The organism is Leeuwenhoekiella sp. NPDC079379 (genome assembly GCF_044542075.1).
GTDB lineage: Bacteria > Bacteroidota > Bacteroidia > Flavobacteriales > Flavobacteriaceae > Leeuwenhoekiella.
In genome coordinates, this window is the sequence record NZ_JBITTU010000005.1 from 164,563 (window position 1) to 186,816 (window position 22,254).

The 22,254-nt window shown below is 36.2% G+C and carries 20 protein-coding genes and 1 pseudogene; 9 read left to right on the forward strand and 12 right to left on the reverse strand.

Annotation, left to right across the window (positions count from 1 at the left end; translation table 11 throughout):
- The first annotated feature begins 49 nt into the window (after nt 1-49).
- The 3 genes and pseudogenes from ACIGAM_RS10960 (at nt 50) to ACIGAM_RS10970 (ending at nt 3,328) form a co-directional block, all read left to right on the forward strand.
- Nucleotides 50-895 (forward strand): annotated as a pseudogene (locus ACIGAM_RS10960) (Brp/Blh family beta-carotene 15,15'-dioxygenase).
- 145 nt (nt 896-1,040) lie between these two features.
- The gene (ffh, locus tag ACIGAM_RS10965) at nt 1,041-2,369 is read left to right on the forward strand and encodes a signal recognition particle protein (protein WP_396511476.1); all 1,329 of its coding nucleotides are present in this window, start codon (nt 1,041-1,043) and stop codon (nt 2,367-2,369) included.
- Between the two features lie 77 nt (nt 2,370-2,446).
- Complete coding sequence (locus ACIGAM_RS10970; protein WP_396511477.1) at nt 2,447-3,328, forward strand: bifunctional 5,10-methylenetetrahydrofolate dehydrogenase/5,10-methenyltetrahydrofolate cyclohydrolase; 882 nt, start codon at nt 2,447-2,449, stop codon at nt 3,326-3,328.
- A gap of 79 nt (nt 3,329-3,407) precedes the next feature.
- Here ACIGAM_RS10970 and ppgK read toward each other — a convergent pair whose 3' ends face one another.
- From ppgK to ACIGAM_RS11025, 11 genes are all read right to left on the reverse strand, one after another.
- Entirely contained in the window at nt 3,408-4,151 is a 744-nt protein-coding gene (gene ppgK / locus ACIGAM_RS10975) for a polyphosphate--glucose phosphotransferase (protein ID WP_396511478.1), read from the reverse strand.
- Between the two features lie 79 nt (nt 4,152-4,230).
- Nucleotides 4,231-4,710, reverse strand: a complete 480-nt coding sequence (locus ACIGAM_RS10980) for a thiol-disulfide oxidoreductase DCC family protein (protein ID WP_396511479.1) — start codon at nt 4,708-4,710, stop codon at nt 4,231-4,233.
- Nucleotides 4,694-5,746, reverse strand: coding sequence for an AI-2E family transporter (locus ACIGAM_RS10985; protein ID WP_396511480.1), 1,053 nt, complete (start codon nt 5,744-5,746; stop codon nt 4,694-4,696). The genes ACIGAM_RS10980 and ACIGAM_RS10985 overlap by 17 nt, the downstream gene beginning before the upstream one ends.
- Entirely contained in the window at nt 5,743-6,162 is a 420-nt protein-coding gene (locus ACIGAM_RS10990) for a VOC family protein (RefSeq protein WP_396511481.1), read from the reverse strand. The genes ACIGAM_RS10985 and ACIGAM_RS10990 overlap by 4 nt, the downstream gene beginning before the upstream one ends.
- A 19-nt stretch (nt 6,163-6,181) precedes the next feature.
- Nucleotides 6,182-6,427: a Rho termination factor N-terminal domain-containing protein gene (locus tag ACIGAM_RS10995; protein WP_396511482.1), complete on the reverse strand. Its 246-nt coding sequence runs from the start codon at nt 6,425-6,427 to the stop codon at nt 6,182-6,184.
- Nucleotides 6,428-6,521: 94 nt separating this feature from the next.
- A complete protein-coding gene (gene rluF, locus ACIGAM_RS11000) occupies nt 6,522-7,304 on the reverse strand; it encodes a 23S rRNA pseudouridine(2604) synthase RluF (protein ID WP_396511483.1) in 783 nt (260 codons plus the stop codon).
- 30 nt (nt 7,305-7,334) lie between these two features.
- A complete protein-coding gene (locus ACIGAM_RS11005) occupies nt 7,335-8,174 on the reverse strand; it encodes an alpha/beta hydrolase (protein ID WP_396511484.1) in 840 nt (279 codons plus the stop codon).
- A 48-nt stretch (nt 8,175-8,222) separates the two neighbouring features.
- Nucleotides 8,223-8,426 carry a hypothetical protein gene (locus ACIGAM_RS11010; RefSeq protein WP_396511485.1) on the reverse strand — a complete coding sequence of 68 codons (204 nt, stop codon included), beginning with the start codon at nt 8,424-8,426 and terminating at the stop codon, nt 8,223-8,225.
- Nucleotides 8,427-8,537: 111 nt separating this feature from the next.
- The gene (locus ACIGAM_RS11015) at nt 8,538-8,906 is read right to left on the reverse strand and encodes a cupin domain-containing protein (protein WP_396511486.1); all 369 of its coding nucleotides are present in this window, start codon (nt 8,904-8,906) and stop codon (nt 8,538-8,540) included.
- Between the two features lie 20 nt (nt 8,907-8,926).
- On the reverse strand, nt 8,927-9,472 hold the full coding sequence (locus ACIGAM_RS11020) for a hypothetical protein (protein WP_396511487.1): 546 nt from the start codon (nt 9,470-9,472) through the stop codon (nt 8,927-8,929).
- 23 nt (nt 9,473-9,495) lie between these two features.
- Nucleotides 9,496-11,019 carry a helicase HerA-like domain-containing protein gene (locus tag ACIGAM_RS11025; RefSeq protein ID WP_396511488.1) on the reverse strand — a complete coding sequence of 508 codons (1,524 nt, stop codon included), beginning with the start codon at nt 11,017-11,019 and terminating at the stop codon, nt 9,496-9,498.
- 151 nt (nt 11,020-11,170) lie between these two features.
- Here ACIGAM_RS11025 and ACIGAM_RS11030 point away from each other — a divergent pair, with 151 nt between their 5' ends.
- Complete coding sequence (locus ACIGAM_RS11030; RefSeq protein ID WP_396511489.1) at nt 11,171-11,803, forward strand: 7-carboxy-7-deazaguanine synthase QueE; 633 nt, start codon at nt 11,171-11,173, stop codon at nt 11,801-11,803.
- Nucleotides 11,804-11,865: 62 nt separating this feature from the next.
- Here ACIGAM_RS11030 and ACIGAM_RS11035 read toward each other — a convergent pair whose 3' ends face one another.
- Nucleotides 11,866-12,417 (reverse strand): DUF2911 domain-containing protein, encoded by a 552-nt coding sequence (locus ACIGAM_RS11035; RefSeq protein ID WP_396511490.1) that lies wholly within the window; start codon nt 12,415-12,417, stop codon nt 11,866-11,868.
- 256 nt (nt 12,418-12,673) lie between these two features.
- Between ACIGAM_RS11035 and asnB the strand changes: the two genes are divergently transcribed.
- From asnB to secDF, 5 genes are all read left to right on the forward strand, one after another.
- On the forward strand, nt 12,674-14,356 hold the full coding sequence (gene asnB / locus ACIGAM_RS11040; RefSeq protein ID WP_396511491.1) for an asparagine synthase B: 1,683 nt from the start codon (nt 12,674-12,676) through the stop codon (nt 14,354-14,356).
- Nucleotides 14,357-14,663: 307 nt separating this feature from the next.
- Entirely contained in the window at nt 14,664-16,604 is a 1,941-nt protein-coding gene (gene gyrB, locus ACIGAM_RS11045; RefSeq protein WP_396511492.1) for a DNA topoisomerase (ATP-hydrolyzing) subunit B, read from the forward strand.
- A 122-nt stretch (nt 16,605-16,726) separates the two neighbouring features.
- Nucleotides 16,727-17,728 carry a DUF6588 family protein gene (locus tag ACIGAM_RS11050; RefSeq protein WP_396511493.1) on the forward strand — a complete coding sequence of 334 codons (1,002 nt, stop codon included), beginning with the start codon at nt 16,727-16,729 and terminating at the stop codon, nt 17,726-17,728.
- Nucleotides 17,729-17,913: 185 nt separating this feature from the next.
- Nucleotides 17,914-18,840, forward strand: coding sequence for a malate dehydrogenase (gene mdh, locus ACIGAM_RS11055; RefSeq protein ID WP_396511494.1), 927 nt, complete (start codon nt 17,914-17,916; stop codon nt 18,838-18,840).
- 393 nt (nt 18,841-19,233) lie between these two features.
- Nucleotides 19,234-22,248 (forward strand): protein translocase subunit SecDF, encoded by a 3,015-nt coding sequence (gene secDF / locus ACIGAM_RS11060; RefSeq protein ID WP_396511495.1) that lies wholly within the window; start codon nt 19,234-19,236, stop codon nt 22,246-22,248.
- Nucleotides 22,249-22,254: the final 6 nt, after the last annotated feature.

Here is a 22,254-nt window from a genome sequence, read left to right on the forward strand (position 1 = left end):
ATTATATTTTTATTAAAAATATATAGCATTGAGGTCATTATTAATAATTATGACATTTTTCTTACTTTGGGTGAGTTCTTTTTTGACTACTTCGGGCGAGAATGTTTGTGGTCTGATTCTTATTTTGACCATCGGTGTTTTGCATGGTTCTAATGATATTAAGCTTTTTATAAATCTAGATTCTACAGAAAACAAGTTAAAGTCTAAATGGCGCTATCTCGTGTTTTATATACTAAACGTAATTCTAGGAGCGGTTTGTTTTTATCTATTGCCTACAAGTGCATTACTTTTATTTGTAGGTAAAAGTGGCTATCATTTTGGAGAACAGCATTGGAGTGGCCAATTTGTATCTAGAGCACTTAAAACTAAGATTTATGCGTTTTTTTATGGTCTAACTATTTTCTTGCTCTTATTTTATTTTAATCCTCTTGAAGTTCAGGAAGTGGTAGTAAACCTGAGGGCATTTGAGGTGCCGTTAAGTTAGTTTCTTCCTCTGTTGCTAACAAGCCTTGGTATTCTGTTTATTCTCACGTACGTGTACCGAAATCTGCTAACTTGTAATTTTGTTTCAGAAGGGTTCTACCTACTTATATTTAGCATCATTTTTAGTAGTGCTCCCTTAATTTGGGGTTTTGCTATTTACTTTGTGATTTGGCATAGTATTCCTTCGCTTAACGATCAGCTTATTTTTTTATATGGAGATGTTTCGCGAATTAGCATATTTAGATATATAAAAAGCTCTGCTATCTACTGGTTTTTTTCGATTTTAGGACTTTTTGGAGTTTATTTTATAGTGGGTACAGATGTTTCTGTGTTGCTTCCTATTTTGTTTTCTTTTTTAGCGGCGATTACATTTCCGCATGTTTTTGTAATTGATCAAATACAAAAGATGTAAACCTTTAATCTCAGTAACAAAATCATTAAATTTGTAATCGTATTCCGTAATTTGGAATTGAGTATTTCGAAAATTTTTCGAAACATAAAATAAGAATCCATCAATTGCCTCTTTAAACTATAGGAGGTTGTTTATAAGTGAACCTATGTTTGATAATTTAAGTGATAAGTTAGATAAGGCGATGCACGTGCTTAAGGGGCACGGTCAGATTACAGAAGTAAACGTAGCCGAAACTCTTAAGGAAATACGTCGTGCACTTGTAGATGCAGATGTTAACTATAAAATTGCAAAAGATTTTACCAGTACCGTAAAGGAAAAAGCACTGGGACAAGATGTACTATCTGCGCTTAAACCGGGTCAGTTAATGACTAAACTGGTTAAAGACGAACTCACAAAATTAATGGGAGGAGATGCAGAAGGTATTAATCTTTCTGGTAATCCTACTGTTATTTTAATGTCTGGTTTGCAGGGTAGTGGTAAAACTACTTTTTCTGGGAAGCTGGCAAATTATTTAAAAACTAAAAAAACTAAAAAACCTTTACTAGTTGCTTGTGACGTGTATCGTCCTGCAGCGATAGATCAACTTCACGTAGTAGGAGATCAAATAGGCGTTGAGGTTTATTCTAATAGAGAAGAAAAAGATCCTGTAAAAATATCACAAGCCGGTATTGCTCACGCAAAAGCAAATGGTTTTAATGTGGTAATTATAGATACTGCGGGTCGACTTGCAGTTGACCAGGCAATGATGAATGAAATTGCAGCTGTACATAAAGCTATTGAACCTCAAGAGACTCTATTTGTTGTTGATTCTATGACCGGTCAAGATGCTGTGAATACCGCAAAGGCTTTTAATGACATTTTAAATTTTGACGGGGTTATCTTAACTAAATTAGATGGTGATACTCGTGGTGGTGCAGCTTTATCTATTAAAACGGTTGTAAATAAGCCAATTAAGTTTATAGGTACAGGTGAAAAGATGGAAGCTATTGATGTCTTCTATCCTTCACGTATGGCAGATCGTATTCTAGGGATGGGAGATGTTATCTCACTTGTAGAGCGTGCTCAGGAACAATTTGACGAAGATGAAGCTCGAAAGCTTCAGAAAAAAATTGCTAAAAATCAATTTGGATTTGATGACTTTCTAAAGCAAATTCAGCAGATTAAGAAAATGGGTAATATGAAAGATCTTATCGGGATGATACCCGGGGCCGGTAAAGCCTTAAAAGGTCTTGATATAGATGATGATGCTTTTAAGGGAATTGAGGCAATCATACACAGTATGACTTTAGACGAGCGTACCCAACCGTCAATCATAAATAGCAGTCGTAAAAAGCGTATTAGTAAAGGTTCAGGAACTTCTGTACAAGAAGTAAATCAATTATTAAAGCAGTTTACGCAAATGAGTAAGATGATGAAGATGATGCAAGGTGGAGGCGGAGCCAAAATGATGCAGATGATGAACAATATGCGATAAACAACTTGAATGCTAAGAGTTAAAAGTTAAATATACTTTTCGATTAACAATTAAAGGCAACAGATAACTTCGAAAGAATGACAATTTTAGACGGAAAAAAAACCAGTGAAGATTTGAAAAATGAAATCGCTCTGGAAGTTAAAGAAATGAAAGCCCGAGGTGAAAAAGTGCCTCATCTTGCAGCAGTACTAGTGGGGAATGATGGTGCAAGTCTTACTTACGTAGGTAGTAAAGTGCGCTCTTGTGAACGTATAGGCTTTGATTCTACATTAATCAAGTTAGCTGAAGAAACTACTGAAGAAGAATTGTTAGATCAAATAGATAAGCTCAATAAGAATCCTGAAATTGACGGATACATTGTGCAGCTTCCGTTACCAAAACATATTGATGAGCAAAAAGTATTGCTTGCGGTAGACCCAGATAAAGATGTAGATGGGTTTCATCCTACAAACTTTGGTAAAATGGCCCAGGATATGCCGGTTTTTATTCCTGCTACACCTTTTGGTATTATGGAATTATTAAAGCGTTACAATGTTCCTACAGCAGGTAAACATACAGTTGTTATAGGTCGTAGCCATATTGTAGGGCGTCCTATGAGTATATTAATGTCTCAGAAAGGTAACCCGGGTAACAGCACCGTAACTCTTGCTCATAGCCGTACAAGCAATTTAGAAGAATTAACTAAACAGGCAGATATTATTATTACTGCATTAGGTGTTCCTGAATTTCTAAAAGCAGATATGGTTAAAGAGGGCGTAACTATTATAGATGTAGGTATAACTCGAGTGCCAGACGAGACTAAAGAACGTGGTTACCGCATTACAGGTGATGTAGACTTTGAAGCGGTAAGTAAAAAAGCAGATTTTATTACTCCTGTTCCCGGTGGAGTAGGACCTATGACTATTGCAATGTTATTAAAGAATACGCTTTTGGCAAGAGCTAGACATAATAGCCTATAGTGTAGGTGTCACAACTGATTTAATACAAAAAAAAGAGGCCTGTTAAAGGCCTCTTTTTTTGTATTAAATTGTACAGATTTTATTTCAACAGATGACGCGCACCCAAAGCCGCACCTATGATACCTGCGTGATTACGTGTATGAGCAGCCATAATAGGAATATCTGTTTTAAGATATTTAATATATTCATCTAAGTTTTTGCTGGCGCCACCACCTATAATTATAAGTTCGGGTTGACTAATTTGACTTACTAGCTCAATAAATTTGTTAAAGCGTTTTCCCCACTTTTTAAAACTCATTTCGTTATCTAAACGTACTCGTCGAGAAGCAAATTCTTCAATTGAGGTTTTTTTCTTGTACTTCATTTGTCCCAATTCAAAATTAGGAATGAGTTCGCCATTAAAAAAGACTCCACTTCCTATACCTGTTCCTATAGTTACAGTTATAACAAGACCTTGTACTCCTTTCCCCACACCAAATTCCATCTCTGCAAGACCGGCAGCATCTGCATCATTCATCACATTAACAGGTAGACCTATTTTTTGAGAAATCATATCATCTACCTGTAAACCCAACCAGGATTTATCAAGATTACCGTGTTCTAGGGCTTTACCTTTATGAATTACTGTAGGAAAACCTACACCCACAACCCCTTTCCAATCCCAATGTTTTACGACTTCGGCTATCGTTTTTACCATTGCTTTGGGTTCACGTGGCATTGGAGTGTCAAGTCTAAATCTATCACCTAAATATTTCTCCTGATCTAGATTTACAGGTACTCCTTTGATACCAGATCCTCCTACATCAACTCCCAGAATTTCCATAAAATGTATTTGCTCTTAATTATAAAATTGCTTAAAAACGGTTTCTTATTCTAAGCTGTTTGCATTATTAACTGGCAATTTATTGAAAAAGCATAAAAACGAAGAGAAGAATACAGAAAATATATAAAAGCCAATACAGTTTTAAGTTAGTAGGATTATTACCGAAGAGAATTTTAACCAGTTTAAAAACCACAGGTCTGTTTTTGGCTATAAAATTGTAAGCATGATCACTCAGCCACCTAAAAGCACTGTATTTTTTATACCATCTGTGAAAAGGGTAATCTTTAGAAGGAACAAACTCATACAATTTATAAGCAGAATCGGGGCCACTATAAATAGTTCCTGTTAGATCTATAAGTCTGCTGGCTTTTTTAAATTCTTTAAGTGGGATATCTGGAAAATTTTGAGCAGATTCCTGAAATGTAGTATAATAAACAGCATCGCCAGTCGCAAGCTTCCAGCGAGTAACCCAAAATTTACAAAAACCACAGGTCCCATCCCATATTAAGACAGGTTTACCTGTGGGTATATATGTTGTCTTTTTAAGTTTCTGAAACATCAGTGCTTAATTCTTCCTCCAATTCAGTATCAGAATCTCCATATTCGTGTTTATAAATCTTTACAATAAGTAGAAATAAACTTATCACTAATGGGCCAAATATTAATCCAATAAATCCAAATAAAGGCACACCTACAATTACTCCTATCAAAGTAACTAAAGGATGAACATTTGCTAGTTTTTCGAGTACATAAAGTCTGATGAGGTTGTCTGTAGAACCTACAACCACAAGGCCGTAAATAGCAATACCTACTGCTTGTAAGTTGTCTCCACTCGCGACCATTAGAATAACAACGGGAACAATACCTAATAAAGTGCCTACAAAAGGAATCATACTTCCTATGGCAGTTATTACAAACCAAAAGAATGGGTCTGGCACTCCAAAAATAAGAAACCCTATCAATGCTACTACACCCTGGGCAATTGCTACGAGCGGAATACCAAGAGCATTACTTTTAACCATAGCAACACTTTCTTCACCTATACGCTTAATGCTCTCAGCATCTAACGGAATAAAGGCAAACAGTGATTTGCGCATTTCGGTACGATTTATAAGCATATAATAGAGCATAAAGTACATAATACCTACAGCTATAAATACATTAAAAGTACCCCCTGCAAAATTTTGAAGGTTTGTAGATACCCAGCTGGTTATAGAATTTGTGTCTATAGATTCACTAATCTTAAAGCCAAGGTCTGCCTCCCAGGTGCCCACTTGTTCTTTAACAACTTCAATAACACGCTCTGAGTTTTTTACAGCTTTACCTACCTTATTAGTAAGCATCATTACGGTAAGACCTATAGGAACAATTATAATTAGAAAAGAAGCAAGCATTGCAAGACCGGCCGCTAAACCGGGTTTCCAGCCACGCTTCACGAGTTTTTTTACAAATTTGCGAAGTAAAACATATAAAGTAATGGCTCCTAATACTCCAGATAAATAAGGAATCATCTCCTCAAGTATTAATATAAAGAGGAATAGTATTAAAAGAATTAAAAAAAGCTGCCTTACGAGTTCTGGTTTTAGTTTATTCATTTTGCAAAAAGTTGAGACATATCTTTAAAGCTTTTAAATTCTAAAGCATTACCACAAGGATCATAAAAGAACATCGTAGCTTGCTCACCTACCTGACCTTCAAAACGAATATAAGGTTCAATTACAAATTGAATATTCTTTGCTTTTAACTTGTTTGCAAAATTTTGAAAATCCTGCCATTCGAGGACCACACCAAAATGAGGTACTGGCACGTGTTTGCCATCAACCTCATTGTGGTGTGTTTTAGCTGACTCTTCTTTAGGTTTATAGTGAATTACTAGTTGATGACCAAAAAAGTCAAAGTCAACCCATTCTTTTGTACTGCGACCCTCAGAAAGCTCTAAAGTATCGCGGTAAAATATTTGGGCTTTTTGTACATCATCAACAGGTATTGCAAGATGAAATGGTGAAGGCATGGTTAGATTAGATTTTTGGTTAGTTGTTTCTCAAAGCTTCAATAAGTTCTTTTTTGGTCATTTTAGAACGACCGCTTATGTCAACGTTTTTAGCCTGCTCGTATAATTCTTTCTTAGTGCGGTTTTCGTACTTTTCGGCTTTGCCACCTTTTTTACCAGAGTTGGGCGTATTTGCTATACGTGCAGATTTTTCTTTGCTGTAACCCTTATCGCGTAAGGCTTCATATTGTTCTTCGTTTTTTACAGAAGGAATTTGGTCAGCCATAAGTTTAAATTAAAAGATGTTATTTAAAATTATAACGAATATACGAGTTGACAACCCGCATTAACACAGGTTTAATTATTGATGTCTTCTCCAGTTATTCAATTCTTCTTCGTGGGCCACTTGGTTTTGGAGTGTTGCTTCCTTCAGCGATAAATTCTTTAGTACTATTTACTAAAAGTGCATTTAGGTCTTTTAATTCGGTTTTAGTAAACTCTCTGTATTTACCTACACCTACGTCAAGGTGTATGTTCATAATACGTACGCGTTTTAAGCGGGTTACATTGTAGCCCAGGTGTTCACACATGCGACGTATTTGTCTATTGAGACCCTGGGTAAGAATTATTTTAAATCTGTTTTTACCTAATTGCTCTACTTCGCATTTGCGGGTAATTGTATCAAGTATAGGTACACCACCTGCCATGCTTTTTACAAAAGAAGCCGTAACTGGCTTGTCTACTTCTACAATATATTCTTTATCATGATTGTTGCGAGCGCGTAGTATCTTATTTACAATATCCCCATCGTTAGTTAAAAAAATAAGCCCTTCACTAGCTTTATCAAGTCTACCCACAGGGAAAATACGAGTAGGATAATTTATGTAGTCTATTATATTATCTTTTTCAACACGAGTGTCTGTAGTACATACAATACCTACAGGCTTATTAAAAACTATATATACAGGAGCATCTTGTTTTTCGCCTACAAGCTTGCCGTTAACGCGTATTTCATCATCGGCACTTACTTTAGTTCCCATTTCGGGTACACTGCCATTAACAGTTATTCTACCTGCGTTAATTAATTTATCAGCTTCACGTCGAGAACAAAATCCTACCTCGCTGAGGTATTTGTTTATTCGGGTTTTAGTGGGTTCTTCCATAGTTGTAAAGGTAACTTGTTTAAAGTCAAATTAACGTTTTAGAAAATCTACGATTTGATCGTTTACTTTTGAATCGTAAAGAGAATGATTAAGCCCTTTTGTTTCTATATATTCTGAATTTTTATAAGTAGCGTGAATTGATTTTGAGCCTGAAACAGGAGTAATAGTGTCATCCTTATCATGAATGATTAAAGCAGGGGTTTCAATATTTTTAGCAAAAACTGAAGAAGAAAAATCTGTAGTTTTAAAATTGAAACGCTTCAGGAAATAATTCTCTAATGCGTTCATTACCCGGTCACTTAGATTAAGTATTTTTTGATAATCAATTAGAATGCTTTCAAGCCGGTCTGGAGCACCTAGAACCACCAATTTTTTAGGTTTGAATGTTGCTTTTTGAGATTGGTTAAATAGAACTGTCATTCCTCCTATTGAATGCCCTATCATATAATCTGGCTGATATTTATCTAATATAACCGATAAAACTTCATCGTAAATAGGTACATATAGATATTTGCCAGTACTATAACCGTGTGCAGGTGCATCAAAAGCTATAATCGTATAATTTTCGCTTTTTAATCGTACAATCATTTCTTTCCAACGATGGGTGTGACTTTCCCAGCCGTGCACGAGTAAAATTGTTTTTTCTCCACCAGGCCATTTATAGGGTTGAATACTTAACTCATCTATTTGTAAGGCTGGTTCAAGATTTGGTTTTAAAAAACCCTCGTGATGCGGACCTATTTTACCTCTTCTAGGCTTGCTAAAGATCTTAAAAGCCTTTTTTGCAGCCGCTTGAGGACTAACTAGCGCCAGAGTGTTTACGTAGTTTCCTAAGATTTTAGGAAGCATTCTCATAAAAAGTTTATTCATAAAAAAACCCTCTTTTGAAGAGGGTCAAATATAAGGGTTATGAGATTTCTAACGTTTGTTTTCGGCATCAATCACATCAGTATCTTTTCTATATTTAAGAAGAGATATGCCAGATAAGAAGAAAACTCCTCCTAAAATAGCCATTGCCCAAGGGCTAAGTCCTGTGCTTATACTTCCGAATATACCAAGTACACCGACAACAAGTGCAATTGCTCCTCCTATTACCATAACTAGAGCTAAAATCTTAATCATAATTCAAATTCATATTGGTTACACATCAAAAGTAATTGAATCTATGAATCTGTAAATACAGATTAACGAGGCTTTGGGTTATAATTAATAGGATTTTAATAAATATTGCAATTAATCTTCTCTGTTAACTCGCTCAAAATCAAAAGCGGGCCTACATATAGAAATATACGTGCAGGGTTTGTCAAAAGGATTGCTGTATTGAACACGCGTACCTGCATTAATTTTTATTGACTGTCCTGCCTCTAGGATTATAGCTTCCTCATTTATAAGAAATTGCTTTTTACCGGCTATAATAAATGTATATTCATCAAATTCTGGAGTTTGAAAGGGTTCACTCCATTGTGGAGGAGCAACCATGTGTGCAATACTTATATCTGAATTGCCATCGCTTGCTTTACCAAAATGCTCACCTATATACTTCCCATCATCTGTAGGTACTATAAAAGGATTCTTTTGAATATGATAGTTCTCTTTATTCATACAAAGTTCTGTTTTAAAGCTTACCAGCCTATCATAAAATACTTAATTTTAGCATTATCCGGTATTTCAGCTTCAGAAACTTTAGCATCCATATTAAAACGTAATTCCCCGGCTAACTCTTTACGGTCTATTGTAAAATAGGCATTGATGTCATCTACAAATACGACAACACTACTTATTAAAGTTTCGATACGTGAGATGTCGTAAGCTTCTGTAATATCTTTAAACGTACTATTTAGATTGATGCCTTCCTGTGTTGTATATCGCGCATCAAATATTTGAACTGTACGTATTGTCTTAGGTGTACCTTCTTTTATAGGCATTAAACTCAAAAGTTGTTTACCTCCTTTTTCATAGATCTCGATCGCATTTACATTTAGTTCTTCGCTTAGTCCGGAATTTTGATCAACAACACTGTCTTTTTCAAAAAGTGTCTTTAATTCTGAAGTTGTAGTTTCTTTTGTAAGTGGGCCCACACTGTTTGCAGTTACACTGTATGGCTTGTCAGAATTGCAAGAGGTTAGTAGAAGGTTTGCTAGTAGGGTTATAAGTAAAATACGTTTCATTTAATATATTGTTTGTTTTTATTTTATTTAATCATTTTTCCTAAAATACCTAAAACGCCACGTATAACTGTTGCGCTGGTAAGTACTTTAATTATTGCTTTTTCAGCTGTGCTGCTTCGTGTAGAAGTACGTGAACTTCTTTTTACTGTTGCACGTTCTTGCTGAGCTTTTTCTTTTACTTCTTCGCTTTCTGCTTTTTTAATTTTTTTATTTAGTAATTCGTAAGCGCTTTCGCGGTCAACCGTGTTATTATATTTAGTAACAAGCGCAGACCTTTTATTTATACCATCAAGCTCATCCTGGGTTAAAATATCCATACGCGACATGGGTGCGCGCATCATTGTTGCCGCAAGGGGAGTAGGGCGACCTTTCTCATCAAGAGCCGAAACTAAAGCTTCACCGGTTCCTAGCGAGGTCAATACTTCTTTAGTGTCGTAATACTCAGAATCAGGATAGTTTTCTGCAGTAAGTTTTATGGCTTTGCGATCTTTTGCCGTAAAGGCTCTTAGTGCGTGCTGTATTTTTAAACCTAATTGACTTAAAACTCCTTCAGGTACATCTGTAGGATTTTGAGTTACAAAATATAATCCAACACCTTTAGATCGTATTAATTTGACAATACTTTCAATTTGATTGTGTAAAGCTTTAGATGCTTCTCTAAATATAAGATGAGCCTCATCTATAAATATGACAAGCTCGGGGCGTTCGCTATCTCCCTGCTCTGGGAACGTGCTGTATATTTCTGCTAATAAGCTCAGCATAAATGTTGAAAATAATTGTGGACGATCTTGTATATCTGTAAGTCTTATGATATTTATCTTTCCTCTTCCGTTTTCATCAAGACGTAAAAGATCTTCAACTTCAAAAGATTTTTCACCAAAGAAAATATCTGCCCCCTGTTGTTCTAGTTGTACAATCTTACGTAAAATAGATCCTGCCGAAGCTGTAGATATTCTTCCGTATAAATCCTGTATTTCTTCTTTACCTTCATCAGTAGCGTATTGTAATACTTTTTTAAAGTCTTTAAGGTCAAGAAGGGGCAGGCTTTTGTCGTCGCAATACTTAAAGAGTATAGCAATTATACCTGCCTGTGCATCTGAAGCATCAATTATACGGGAGAATAATACAGGTCCAAATTCACTAACAGTAGCTCTTAGACGCACGCCGTTTTGTTCAGATAGCGTTAGTAACTCTACGGGAAAATCTTTAGCTGTGTAAGGGATGCCTATTTTTTCATGGCGTTCGTCAATTTTAGGATGACCGGGTCCTGCTTTAGCAATACCGCTCAAATCACCTTTCATATCCATCAACAAAACCGGAACTCCTTTTTCTGAAAGATTTTCAGCTAAGACTTGCAGCGTTTTTGTCTTACCGGTACCAGTAGCTCCAGCAATAAGGCCATGGCGATTTAAGGTTTTAAGCGGGATTTTTACGTGGGCACCACTAATTGTATTTCCATTAAGCATTGCTGCTCCCACAGTAATAAACTCTCCTTTAAAGCTGTTGCCTTGTACGATATGTTCTTTAAACGCTTCAGTTTGATCCATAAGTTGAAATTTGGTTAAAAATAAGGATTAATACTAAAAAGAAGAGTGAGTAGAAAATATAAATACTACTCAATAATCTTTCAAGGCTACGAGCTAAAATAAGGTTGTCAAGCTTTGGCAACGATTTCAATGAGACGTATCTTTACCGCTTATGACAAAAGAGGCAACAGCAAACCGGGTAAAACTGGGAGAATTACTTCCTTTAATGGAAGAATTCTATACCATTCAGGGAGAAGGAGCGCATACAGGAACACCGGCTTATTTTATACGTGTAGGAGGTTGTGATGTAGGCTGTCACTGGTGTGATGTAAAAGAAAGTTGGGATGCTGCAATACATCCTCCAACAGAAGCAGCTGCTATTGTGGCAAATGCAGTCAAGTATAGCAAAACTATTGTTATAACAGGAGGTGAGCCGCTTATGTGGGATATGGAGCATCTTACGAGTCTTCTCAAAGCCGAAGGCCTTAAGGTGCATATAGAAACCTCTGGCGCCTACGAGTTGAGTGGTCACTGGGATTGGATTTGTCTTTCTCCAAAAAAGCGCATGTTACCTAAGCCACGTATCTATAAAGAAGCGCACGAATTAAAAGTGATAATCTTTAATAAATCAGATTTCGCTTTCGCGGAAGAACATGCAGCACTCATTAATGATGATTGCGAATTGTATTTACAATCAGAGTGGAGCGTTCGAGATAAAATGACGCCTTTGATAGTAGATTATGTAATGGCAAATCCCAAGTGGAAAATAAGTTTGCAAACTCATAAGTATCTCAATATACCGTAAATAACAAAAAAGGCTTCCAGATATCTGAAAGCCTTTTTTATTTTATAAAAAAAAGTAAGTAATTACTCTACTTCTTCTACAGGTACTTGTATATACGTATTATCCCATCCTAGAAACATATCTGAACCCGCTTCTGTAGGTTGAAAAGAGATTGAGAAAGACTCAATAGGAGCAGCTGTTTTGTGCACTGGTGTTGTAACACGTACCAGATCGCGCTCCTCCTTATATCCATAAGCTCCCCAGGTGTCAAGATCTTTATTTAATATAACAGTCCATTCTTTTTCTCCCGGTATTGTAAATAGTGTGTATGTGCCTGCGACAACTTTTTTGTCACCCAGCATCATATCTTTATAAAATTTAATCTCTGTAGATTCATTTGCACCAGTACGCCATACTTCACCGTATTTTTGCAAACCGTCTTTAGTAGCAAATACATCACGTCCTTTTCGTTGAGGTCTACTATAGATTACACGAACTCTGGGAGCTTTATCCTGACCTCTAAACATAGCAATGTCTAAAGGGCTTTTATCTAATTCACTAAATTTCTGAGCATTTGCAGTATTGCCCATAAGTAAAAATGCAAGCAGAAAACTGCTGATTATAAGAGATTTCATTTAATTTTTTTTTGATGTTTATTTTAGAATATGTCTACAAATGTACAATGGTCAAGAGCTTAGGTTTGTTAAGGCTTTATTAAAATGCCAGACGATTAACAATATAAATTTTAAGCATTACGTATAGGCTATTTTAATTATATATTAATATGCTTTTGAAGTATAATGTTTCAATATGTAACTATAATAGGTTTATTTGTTTGTCAATTAGAATTGAATTAGCATCTTTGACCTATCAAATTAAAACAATACGATTATGTGCGGGATAGTATGTGCCTATGAATTGAAGCAACCGGCTGATGTGTTAAGACCTCAGTTATTAGAAATGTCTAAAAAAATACGTCACCGTGGACCAGACTGGAATGGGGTGTACGCAGACGATAAAGCAATATTAGCTCATGAGCGTTTATCAATTGTTGATCCCAGATCAGGAAAACAACCTTTATTAAGCCCAGACGGAAAACTAATTCTTGCAGCAAATGGTGAGATTTATAATCACCGCGAGCTGCGCAAGCAATTTGAAGGTAAATACGATTTTCAAACCGAATCAGACTGTGAAGTAATTCTTGCTTTATATCAAGAAAAAGGGCCTGCTTTTTTAGATGAGATGAACGGTATTTTTGCTTTCTCTTTGTATGACGCTGCTAAAGATGAATATTTTGTAGCAAGAGATCATATGGGTGTTATCCCACTTTACATGGGCTGGGACGAGCATGGTACTTTCTATGTTGCTTCAGAACTTAAAGCTCTTGAGGGAACATGTACTAAAATTAAGTTGTTTCCACCGGGACACTATTTACACAGTGCAGATGGTGAGTTGAGACAATGGTACAAGCGCGATTGGATGGAGTATGATGCTGTTAAAGATAACGAGACCAGTATTGAAAAATTACGTGATGCTTTAGAAGCAGCTGTGCACCGTCAATTAATGTCTGATGTGCCTTATGGTGTTTTACTTTCGGGAGGGTTAGATTCTTCAATTACTTCTGCGGTAGCAAAAAAATATGCTGAAAAACGAATTGAATCTGGAGATACAGATGGAGCATGGTGGCCAAGATTACACTCATTTTCTGTAGGGCTTGAAGGTTCGCCAGATTTAGCTGCTGCTCAAAAAGTTGCAGATCATATTGGTACGGTGCATCACGAGATTAAGTTTACGATACAAGAAGGTCTTGATGCCATAAAAGATGTTATTTATAATCTGGAGACTTACGATATTACAACCATTAGAGCTTCTACGCCTATGTATCTTATGGCCCGTGTGATTAAATCTATGGGTGTAAAAATGGTACTTTCTGGAGAAGGTGCAGATGAAGTTTTTGGAGGGTATTTATATTTTCATAAAGCTCCAAATGCTCAGGAGTTTCACGAAGAAACGGTGCGTAAATTGAGCAAATTACATATGTATGATTGCTTACGCGCAAACAAATCACTTGCTGCCTGGGGTATTGAAGGTCGTGTACCCTTCTTAGATAAAGAATTTATGGATGTGGCGATGAGCATTAATCCTCAAGATAAAATGATTAACGGAGAGCGCATGGAGAAATGGGTTTTACGTAAAGCATTTGAATCGTATTTGCCAGAGAGTGTTGCCTGGAGACAGAAAGAGCAATTTTCTGACGGGGTAGGTTATAGCTGGATTGATACTCTTAAAGAGGTGGTAAATGAGAAAGTGAGTGATGAGCAACTAGCTAATGCTAAGTATAAATTTCCTATTCAAACACCCACAAATAAAGAAGAATATTACTATAGAAGTATATTTACAGATCATTTCCCTAGTGATGCAGCAGCCTGGTCTGTGCCTCAGGAAGCTTCTGTAGCTTGTAGTACTAAAATTGCTTTAGAATGGGATGAAGCATTTAAAAATATGAATGATCCTTCTGGTAGAGCGGTCGCAAATGTGCATTCTGATGCATATATTAAAAAACAACACGCGTAAGCTGTTGAGGTTAACTTTTGAAGCCGCTTTCTCGTTGAGGAAGCGGCTTTTTTTATAATATATAATACTGAAAATAAAATAAACTCCTCATAGCCCATTTATATACTTTATTTTCACAATTTGTTGATAACTTAAGAGGTTTGGCTCGGCTTTTGACTATATATAGAGAAGCGATTTTTTATATTTGTTAGCTATCAAAAAACACGACTCGCGAAGGGTTATTTTTTGATTTTTTAAGCATTAATTTGATAAAGCAATGAGTTTCCGCTTTAAAATTAAACAGAAGATTTTAACTAAATAAAAATATATGAGCGAAGAAGCCAATAAGAAGCAATATTCGGCAGATAGTATACAGGCGCTTGAGGGGATGGAGCACGTACGTATGCGTCCCTCAATGTATATTGGAGATGTGGGAGTACGTGGTTTACACCACTTAGTTTATGAGGTTGTAGATAACTCAATTGATGAGGCTATGGCGGGTCATTGTGACGCCATAGATGTTATTATAAATGAAAATAATTCAATCTCCGTTAAGGACAATGGTCGTGGTATACCGGTAGATTTACACAAGAAAGAAGGTGTTTCAGCATTACAGGTGGTAATGACTAAAATTGGCGCCGGAGGTAAATTTGATAAAGACTCTTATAAAGTTTCTGGTGGTCTGCACGGTGTAGGTGTGAGTTGTGTGAACGCACTATCTAACCACTTACGTGCAACTGTTTACCGTGATGGTAAAATATGGGAGCAGGAGTATGAGAAAGGTAAAGCAATGTATCCTGTTAAGGCTATAGGAGACACTACGGACAGAGGAACTGCTGTAACTTTTTTACCAGATCCAACCATATTTCAACAAACTATAGAATTTAATTACGATACGCTTGCGAGTAGAATGCGTGAGCTTTCATACTTAAATAAGGGTATTACAATAACCCTTACAGATAAGCGTCGTACTAACGATAAAGGGGAGTTTGATGTAGAAACTTTTCATTCTGAAGAAGGTCTGAAAGAGTTTGTACGTTTTATGGATGGAAATCGTCAACCTATTATAGGTCACGTTATCTCAATGGAAGGTGAGAAGAACGACATTCCTGTTGAGGTTGCAATGATTTATAATGACAGTTACGCAGAGAATTTACACTCATACGTAAACAACATTAATACGCACGAAGGAGGTACGCACTTAGCTGGTTTTAGACGTGGTTTAACAACGTCATTAAAGAAATATGCTGATGCTTCTGGTCTTTTAGATAAGTTAAAGTTTGATATTGCCGGAGATGACTTTAGAGAAGGTCTTACTGCAATAATTTCGGTAAAAGTTGCTGAGCCTCAGTTTGAAGGTCAGACTAAAACAAAATTAGGTAATAGAGAGGTTACTTCTGCAGTATCTCAAGCAGTTTCAGAAATGCTAGAGATCTATTTAGAAGAACATCCTGATGATGCTAAAACCATTGTTCAGAAAGTTATTTTGGCAGCTCAGGCACGTCACGCAGCTAAAAAAGCGCGTGAGATGGTTCAGCGTAAAACGGTTATGAGTATAGGTGGTTTACCTGGAAAATTAGCCGACTGCTCTGAAACAGACCCTAAAGAGTGTGAAGTTTTTCTTGTCGAGGGAGATTCGGCAGGTGGTACTGCTAAAATGGGTCGTGATCGTAACTTTCAAGCAATTCTTCCACTTCGCGGAAAAATTCTGAATGTAGAAAAAGCGATGCAGCATAAAGTTTTTGAAAATGAAGAGATCAAAAATATCTTTACTGCGTTAGGAGTTACCATAGGTACAGAAGAAGATAGTAAAGCACTTAACTTAAGTAAACTTAGATATCATAAGATAGTTATTATGTGTGATGCCGATGTAGATGGTAGTCACATTGCAACCTTGATTCTTACTTTTTTCTTCCGCTATATGCGCGAATTAGTAGAAGGTGGTCACGTCTATATTGCCACTCCACCACTTTACTTAGTTAAGAAAGGTAAAAAAATGCGTTATGCATGGTCTGAGAAAGAGCGTGATGAGTATAACGATGCAATGGGAGGTAGTGCCGGTATACAGCGTTATAAAGGTCTTGGTGAAATGAATGCAGAGCAGCTTTGGGATACAACTATGAATCCTGAGTTTAGAACGCTTCGCCAGGTTACAATTGATAATGGTACAGAAGCAGATCGAATTTTTTCTATGCTAATGGGAGATGAGGTGCCGCCTCGTAGAGAGTTTATAGAGAAGAATGCTATTTATGCTAATATAGACATCTAATTCTTGTACTAAGCTAAAGTTATCAAAACCTGTTTCTAAAAGAAACAGGTTTTTTTATTGTTTTAAGTTATGATTACGAGGGCTTTCGCTTATTTTTGACTAAACCAAATCGATAACGTTCTATGAAAAATTATTTACTTATCTTATTTATTACAACCTGTACTATAACAACTTATAGCCAGGATGATGGTTTTGAAGCTATCGTAAAAGCGGGAAGAGCAGATGCTAACACCCTTATGGGAGCGTATATTGCACCTGCTATGGAAGGTCTTGTTTACAGTATGTCTGGAGGCTGGTATCATACCGCAAAAACACACAAGCAATTGGGTTTTGATATTACTATAGGTTTTAACGGGGCTATAGTTCCTTCAGATAAGGAGATATTTTCTTTACGGAGTCTTAATTTTCAAAATCAATATACTGCCAGTTCAGATTTAACACCTACTGTTGCCGGTAATGCAACGCCTTCTGAAGTGACATTTAATACCTCTGAAGGCGACGTAACCTTTACTATGCCAGAGGGAGTTAAAGATGATTTACCTATTAATGCAGTCCCAGCACCGGCAATCCAAGCAAGTCTTGGAGTTTTTAAAGGCACAGATTTAATGGTGCGTTTTGTACCTGAAGTGGGAAGTGATAATGTAAAAGGAAAGCTCTTTGGTGCGGGATTCAAACATAACTTTATGCAGTATTTCGGTCCGTTAGATAACTTGCCTCTTAATGTCGCAGTAGTAGGAGCATTTACAACGATGAATGTTGATTATGATATTCAGGCAGAATCTACAATTGACGGTTCTAATCAGGCAGCAGAATTTAAGCTGAATTCATATACGGTACAGGGAGTAGCATCTTTAGACTTTCCTCTAGTAACAGTTTATGGTGGGTTAGGTTTTACAGGTGGTAAATCTGAGTTGAATGTGCTGGGAACTTATGAGTATGCAACAAACGGTAGTGCTACTAATGATGGATCAATAACAGATCCTATCTTATTATCTTATAATCCGTCTAGTGTGAGAGCGTCTTTAGGAGCGCGTTTAAATCTAGCATTTTTTAAGATTTTTGCAGATTATACAGTTCAGGAATATAGCAACGTTAGTGCAGGGATTGCCTTTAGTTTTAGATAATATTCAATACTCAATAGAATAAGAATGACTTTCAGTATTGAAGGTCATTCTTATTTAGGTCAATTTTAAAAGTTTAGTTGTTACTATACTCTTTTAGAAATTGTATTTTTGAAAAGCGCAATCGTTAACTTTTTAGGTTCACTTTTGGGCTCAATTAATAAATTATTCACTTAAATAAAAATAGAATGAAAGTTACCGTAGTAGGAGCAGGAGCAGTAGGTGCGAGTTGTGCCGAATATATTGCAATGAAAAATTTTGCCTCAGATGTAGTTCTCTTAGATATTAAAGAAGGATTTGCAGAAGGTAAAGCAATGGATTTAATGCAGACTGCGTCATTAAATGCTTTTGATACCCGCATTACAGGTACCACTGGCGATTATTCTAAAACAGCTAATAGTGATGTAGCTGTAATTACAAGTGGGATTCCTCGTAAACCGGGTATGACCAGAGAAGAATTAATAGGTATAAATGCAGGTATTGTAAAAGATGTTGCTACTAATTTAATTAAGCATTCTCCTAATGTAATCATAATCGTTGTGAGTAATCCTATGGATACTATGGCTTACCTGGTACATAAAGCTACAGGACTTCCTAAAAATCAAATTATAGGAATGGGTGGTGCATTAGACAGTGCTCGTTTTAAATACCGTTTAGCTGAAGCACTAGAATGCCCTATCTCTGACGTAGATGGTATGGTTATAGGCGGTCATAGTGATACAGGTATGATTCCATTAACCCGTTTAGCAACCCGTAATAGCGTATTGGCTTCAGAATTTTTAACTGAAGATCGTTTAAATCAGGTGCTTGAAGATACTAAAGTAGGTGGTGCTACACTTACTAAATTGTTAGGTACTTCTGCATGGTATGCTCCGGGAGCGGCTGTGTCAGGAATGGTGCAGGCAATCGCTTGTGATCAGAAAAAAATGTTTCCGTGTTCAGTTTTATTAGAAGGTGAATATGGCTTAGAAGATATTTGCATAGGTGTGCCGGTCCTTTTAGGTAAGAACGGTATCGAGAAAATCGTTACCATAGAACTAAGTGATGCTGAAAAAGCAAAACTGCAAGAAAGTGCAGATGCCGTGCGTAAAACCAATGGATTACTTGAATATTAATTTGAGTTCACTTTGATTAAACTGCCACCCCTAGGGGTGGCATTTTTTTTTAAATCTAATTGAGAATTTGAAATAAATACACGTATAATTCTTAAAAATTTCAAGGAAGTCACTAAGCGGTGAATTGAGCTTAATATCTATTAAAAATTAGACACTTAGAGAATCTGATTTTAAGATTGTGTAGCTATATAGTAAAGAGTATATTTTATTTATTTTATAAATGATTGACATTCAAATTATTGATCTGAATTTATTTAACTAGTTTTAATATTAAAAAGTTAAAGGAATCTAAAATATATTTATTGGCGTTTCTGCATTGAAACCCTATATTTGCACGTTTTAAAAAATTGCCCGGAAAATGTTCGGGAAGAATTAATAAATATTTATAGAATAATGCAGAATAAAGGACTCATACGAGTATTTGCGATTTTATTTGGGTTGGTGAGTTTATACCAGCTTTCGTTTACGTACTTTACAAATAAGGCAGAAGACGAAGCTTCGGCTTACGCAGAGCGTCAGGTATCAAATACTGTAGAAGATTATGTAGATAGACGGGGTGAAGTAGAGCGTCGCTATTTAGATTCGGTAGGTAATAATCCTATCGCTTTAGGTATTACTTACGATGATGCAAAAGCTAAAGAACTTAATAAAGGTCTGGATCTTAAAGGTGGTATGAATGCTATTCTTGAGATTTCTGTTGCAGATATTCTTAAAGGTTTAAGTAATAACAGTACAGATCCTGCATTTAACCAGGCATTAGACCAGGCTGCAGAAGCACAAAAGGATAGTCAAAATAGTTTTCTTGATGATTTCTTTGATGCTTTTAATGCACTTCCAGGAGATAATAAACTAGCTTCTCCAGACATTTTTGCAAATACTACTTTAGGAGAGAAAGTAAACTTCAACATGAGTAATGCAGATGTGGAGCCTGTTATAGAAAAAGAAGTAGAAGAGTCTATAAAGTCTGCTTTTGAAGTATTGCGTAATCGTATTGATAAGTTTGGGGTTACTCAACCTAATATTCAACGATTAGACAATCAATCAAGAATACTTATTGAACTTCCTGGTGCTACAGATATTGAGCGTGTGAAATTTCAATTAGAAAGTACTGCTCAGTTAGAGTTTTATAAAACACATTATGCAGCTAACGTTGCTCCTTATTTATTTGAGGTAAATACAGTTCTAAAAGATCTTGTAGCTCCTGCTACAGATGAAGAGGTAGAAGCTGTTACTGTTGATTCTACCGAAACTAAAGATGATTCTATTGAAGAGTTATTGGCTAGCGAAGAAGATTCAGTAAGCACAACTACTCAGAATAATCCTTTATTTGAACTTTTCAGCTTTAATCCTGCTATTCAACAATATGGGCAGGCTGCTGTTGTAGGTTATGCTCAGGCAAAAGATACAGCGACAATTAACAGCTATTTATCTAAACCGGAAGTTGTGCGTTTACGCCCACAGGATTTGCGTTATGCAAAATTTAGATGGGGAACTGCAGAAGGAGAAACTAGTGTAGTAGGTCTTTACGCATTAAAATCTGACAGAAGCGGAACTCCTGCAATGGACGGTGATGTGGTACAGGATTCTCGTCAACAATATACACAATCTGGCTTACCATCTGTAGGTATAGATTTTGAAGGTCAGGGTCCAGGACAATGGGCTAAATTAACAGGAGAAGTTGCAAGTGAAGGAAATGCTATCGCAATTGTTCTTGATGATGTAGTTTATTCTGCTGCAACCGCTAAACAAGAAATTTCAGGGGGTGCTACAGAGATTTCTGGTAGTTTTACAGTTACTGAAGCTCAGGATTTAGCAAATGTTTTAAAAGCTGGTAAATTACCTGCTTCAGCAAAAATTATTTCTTACGACGTGGTAGGTCCTTCACTAGGTCAGGAAGCTATCAACAGCGGTTTGATTTCTTTTGTGCTTGCATTGGTTTTAGTACTGGTTTGGATGGTATTCTATTACGGTAAAGCGGGTCTTTTTGCAGACGTTGCTCTTGCGGTAAACATTTTATTTATTTTCGGAATTCTTGCTGGTCTGGGAGCGGTACTTACTCTTCCTGGTATTGCAGGTATCGTACTTACAATAGGTATGTCTGTAGATGCAAACGTGCTTATCTTTGAGCGTATTAAAGAAGAGCTTGCAAAAGGTAAGTCGCAAAAAGATGCTATTAAAGATGGTTTTAGTAATGCACTATCTTCTATTCTTGATGCTAACATTACAACATTCCTTACTGCATTAATCTTATTCTTATTTGGTACAGGACCTATCCAAGGTTTTGCTACTACTTTAATGATAGGTATAGCAACATCATTATTTACAGCAATTTTTGTAACACGTCTCTTCATCGACGGATACGGTAAAAATGGTAAGTCACTAGAATTCTGTACTGCAGCTACACGTAACTTATTCACTAATTTCAATAAAGATTTCTTAGCAAAACGTAAAATTGCTTATATCGTAAGTGGTGCATTGATCATTGTTAGTTTAATTTCTCTATTTACAAATAACTTAGATCAAGGTGTAGACTTCGTAGGTGGTCGTAATTACACGGTGCGTTTTGAACAAGCTGTAAATGCTAGTGAAGTTGAAGGTAAGTTAATTGCAGAACTAGAAAGTGCACAGGCAAAAACGTATGGTGAAGCAAACCAATTAAAGATTACTACTAAATATAGAATCAATGAAGAAGCTTCTGAAGTTGATGATGATATTCAACAAAAATTATTTTCTGCTTTAGGTAGTTATTTACCATCAGATCTTACTTATGCGCAATTTGTAAAGGGTGGATCTAGTGAAGCTAAAATAGGTATACTTGAGTATAATAAGGTAGGTCCTACAATTGCAGATGATATTAAGAAAGATTCATTCTGGGCAGTATTAGGTTCTCTTGTAGTGGTATTCTTATACATCTTATTACGTTTTAGAAGATGGCAATTTTCATTAGGAGCTGTTGCTGCAGTATTCCATGATGTATTAATTGTTTTAGGGATCTTCTCATTGACTTATAAGTTTATGCCATTTAATATGGAAGTAGATCAGTCATTCATCGCTGCGATTCTTACAGTAATTGGATACTCGCTGAATGATACGGTGGTTGTATTTGACCGTATTAGAGAATTTATGAAAGAATATGGTCCTACTCGCAAGATGGATTTGATCATAAATCAGGCAATTAACAGTACTATTAGTCGTACGTTAAATACCTCGATGACAACATTAATCGTATTACTTGCGATCTTCATTTTTGGAGGTGCTAGTATAATGGGCTTTATGTTTGCATTGATTGTAGGTGTTGTAGTAGGTACATATTCATCTATCTTTATCGCAACACCGGTTATGTTTGACACGATACAGAAAAAGGCTTTAAAGGCTGAAGTAGAAGTTGAAGAAGAGCCAGTAGCTTAACTACTG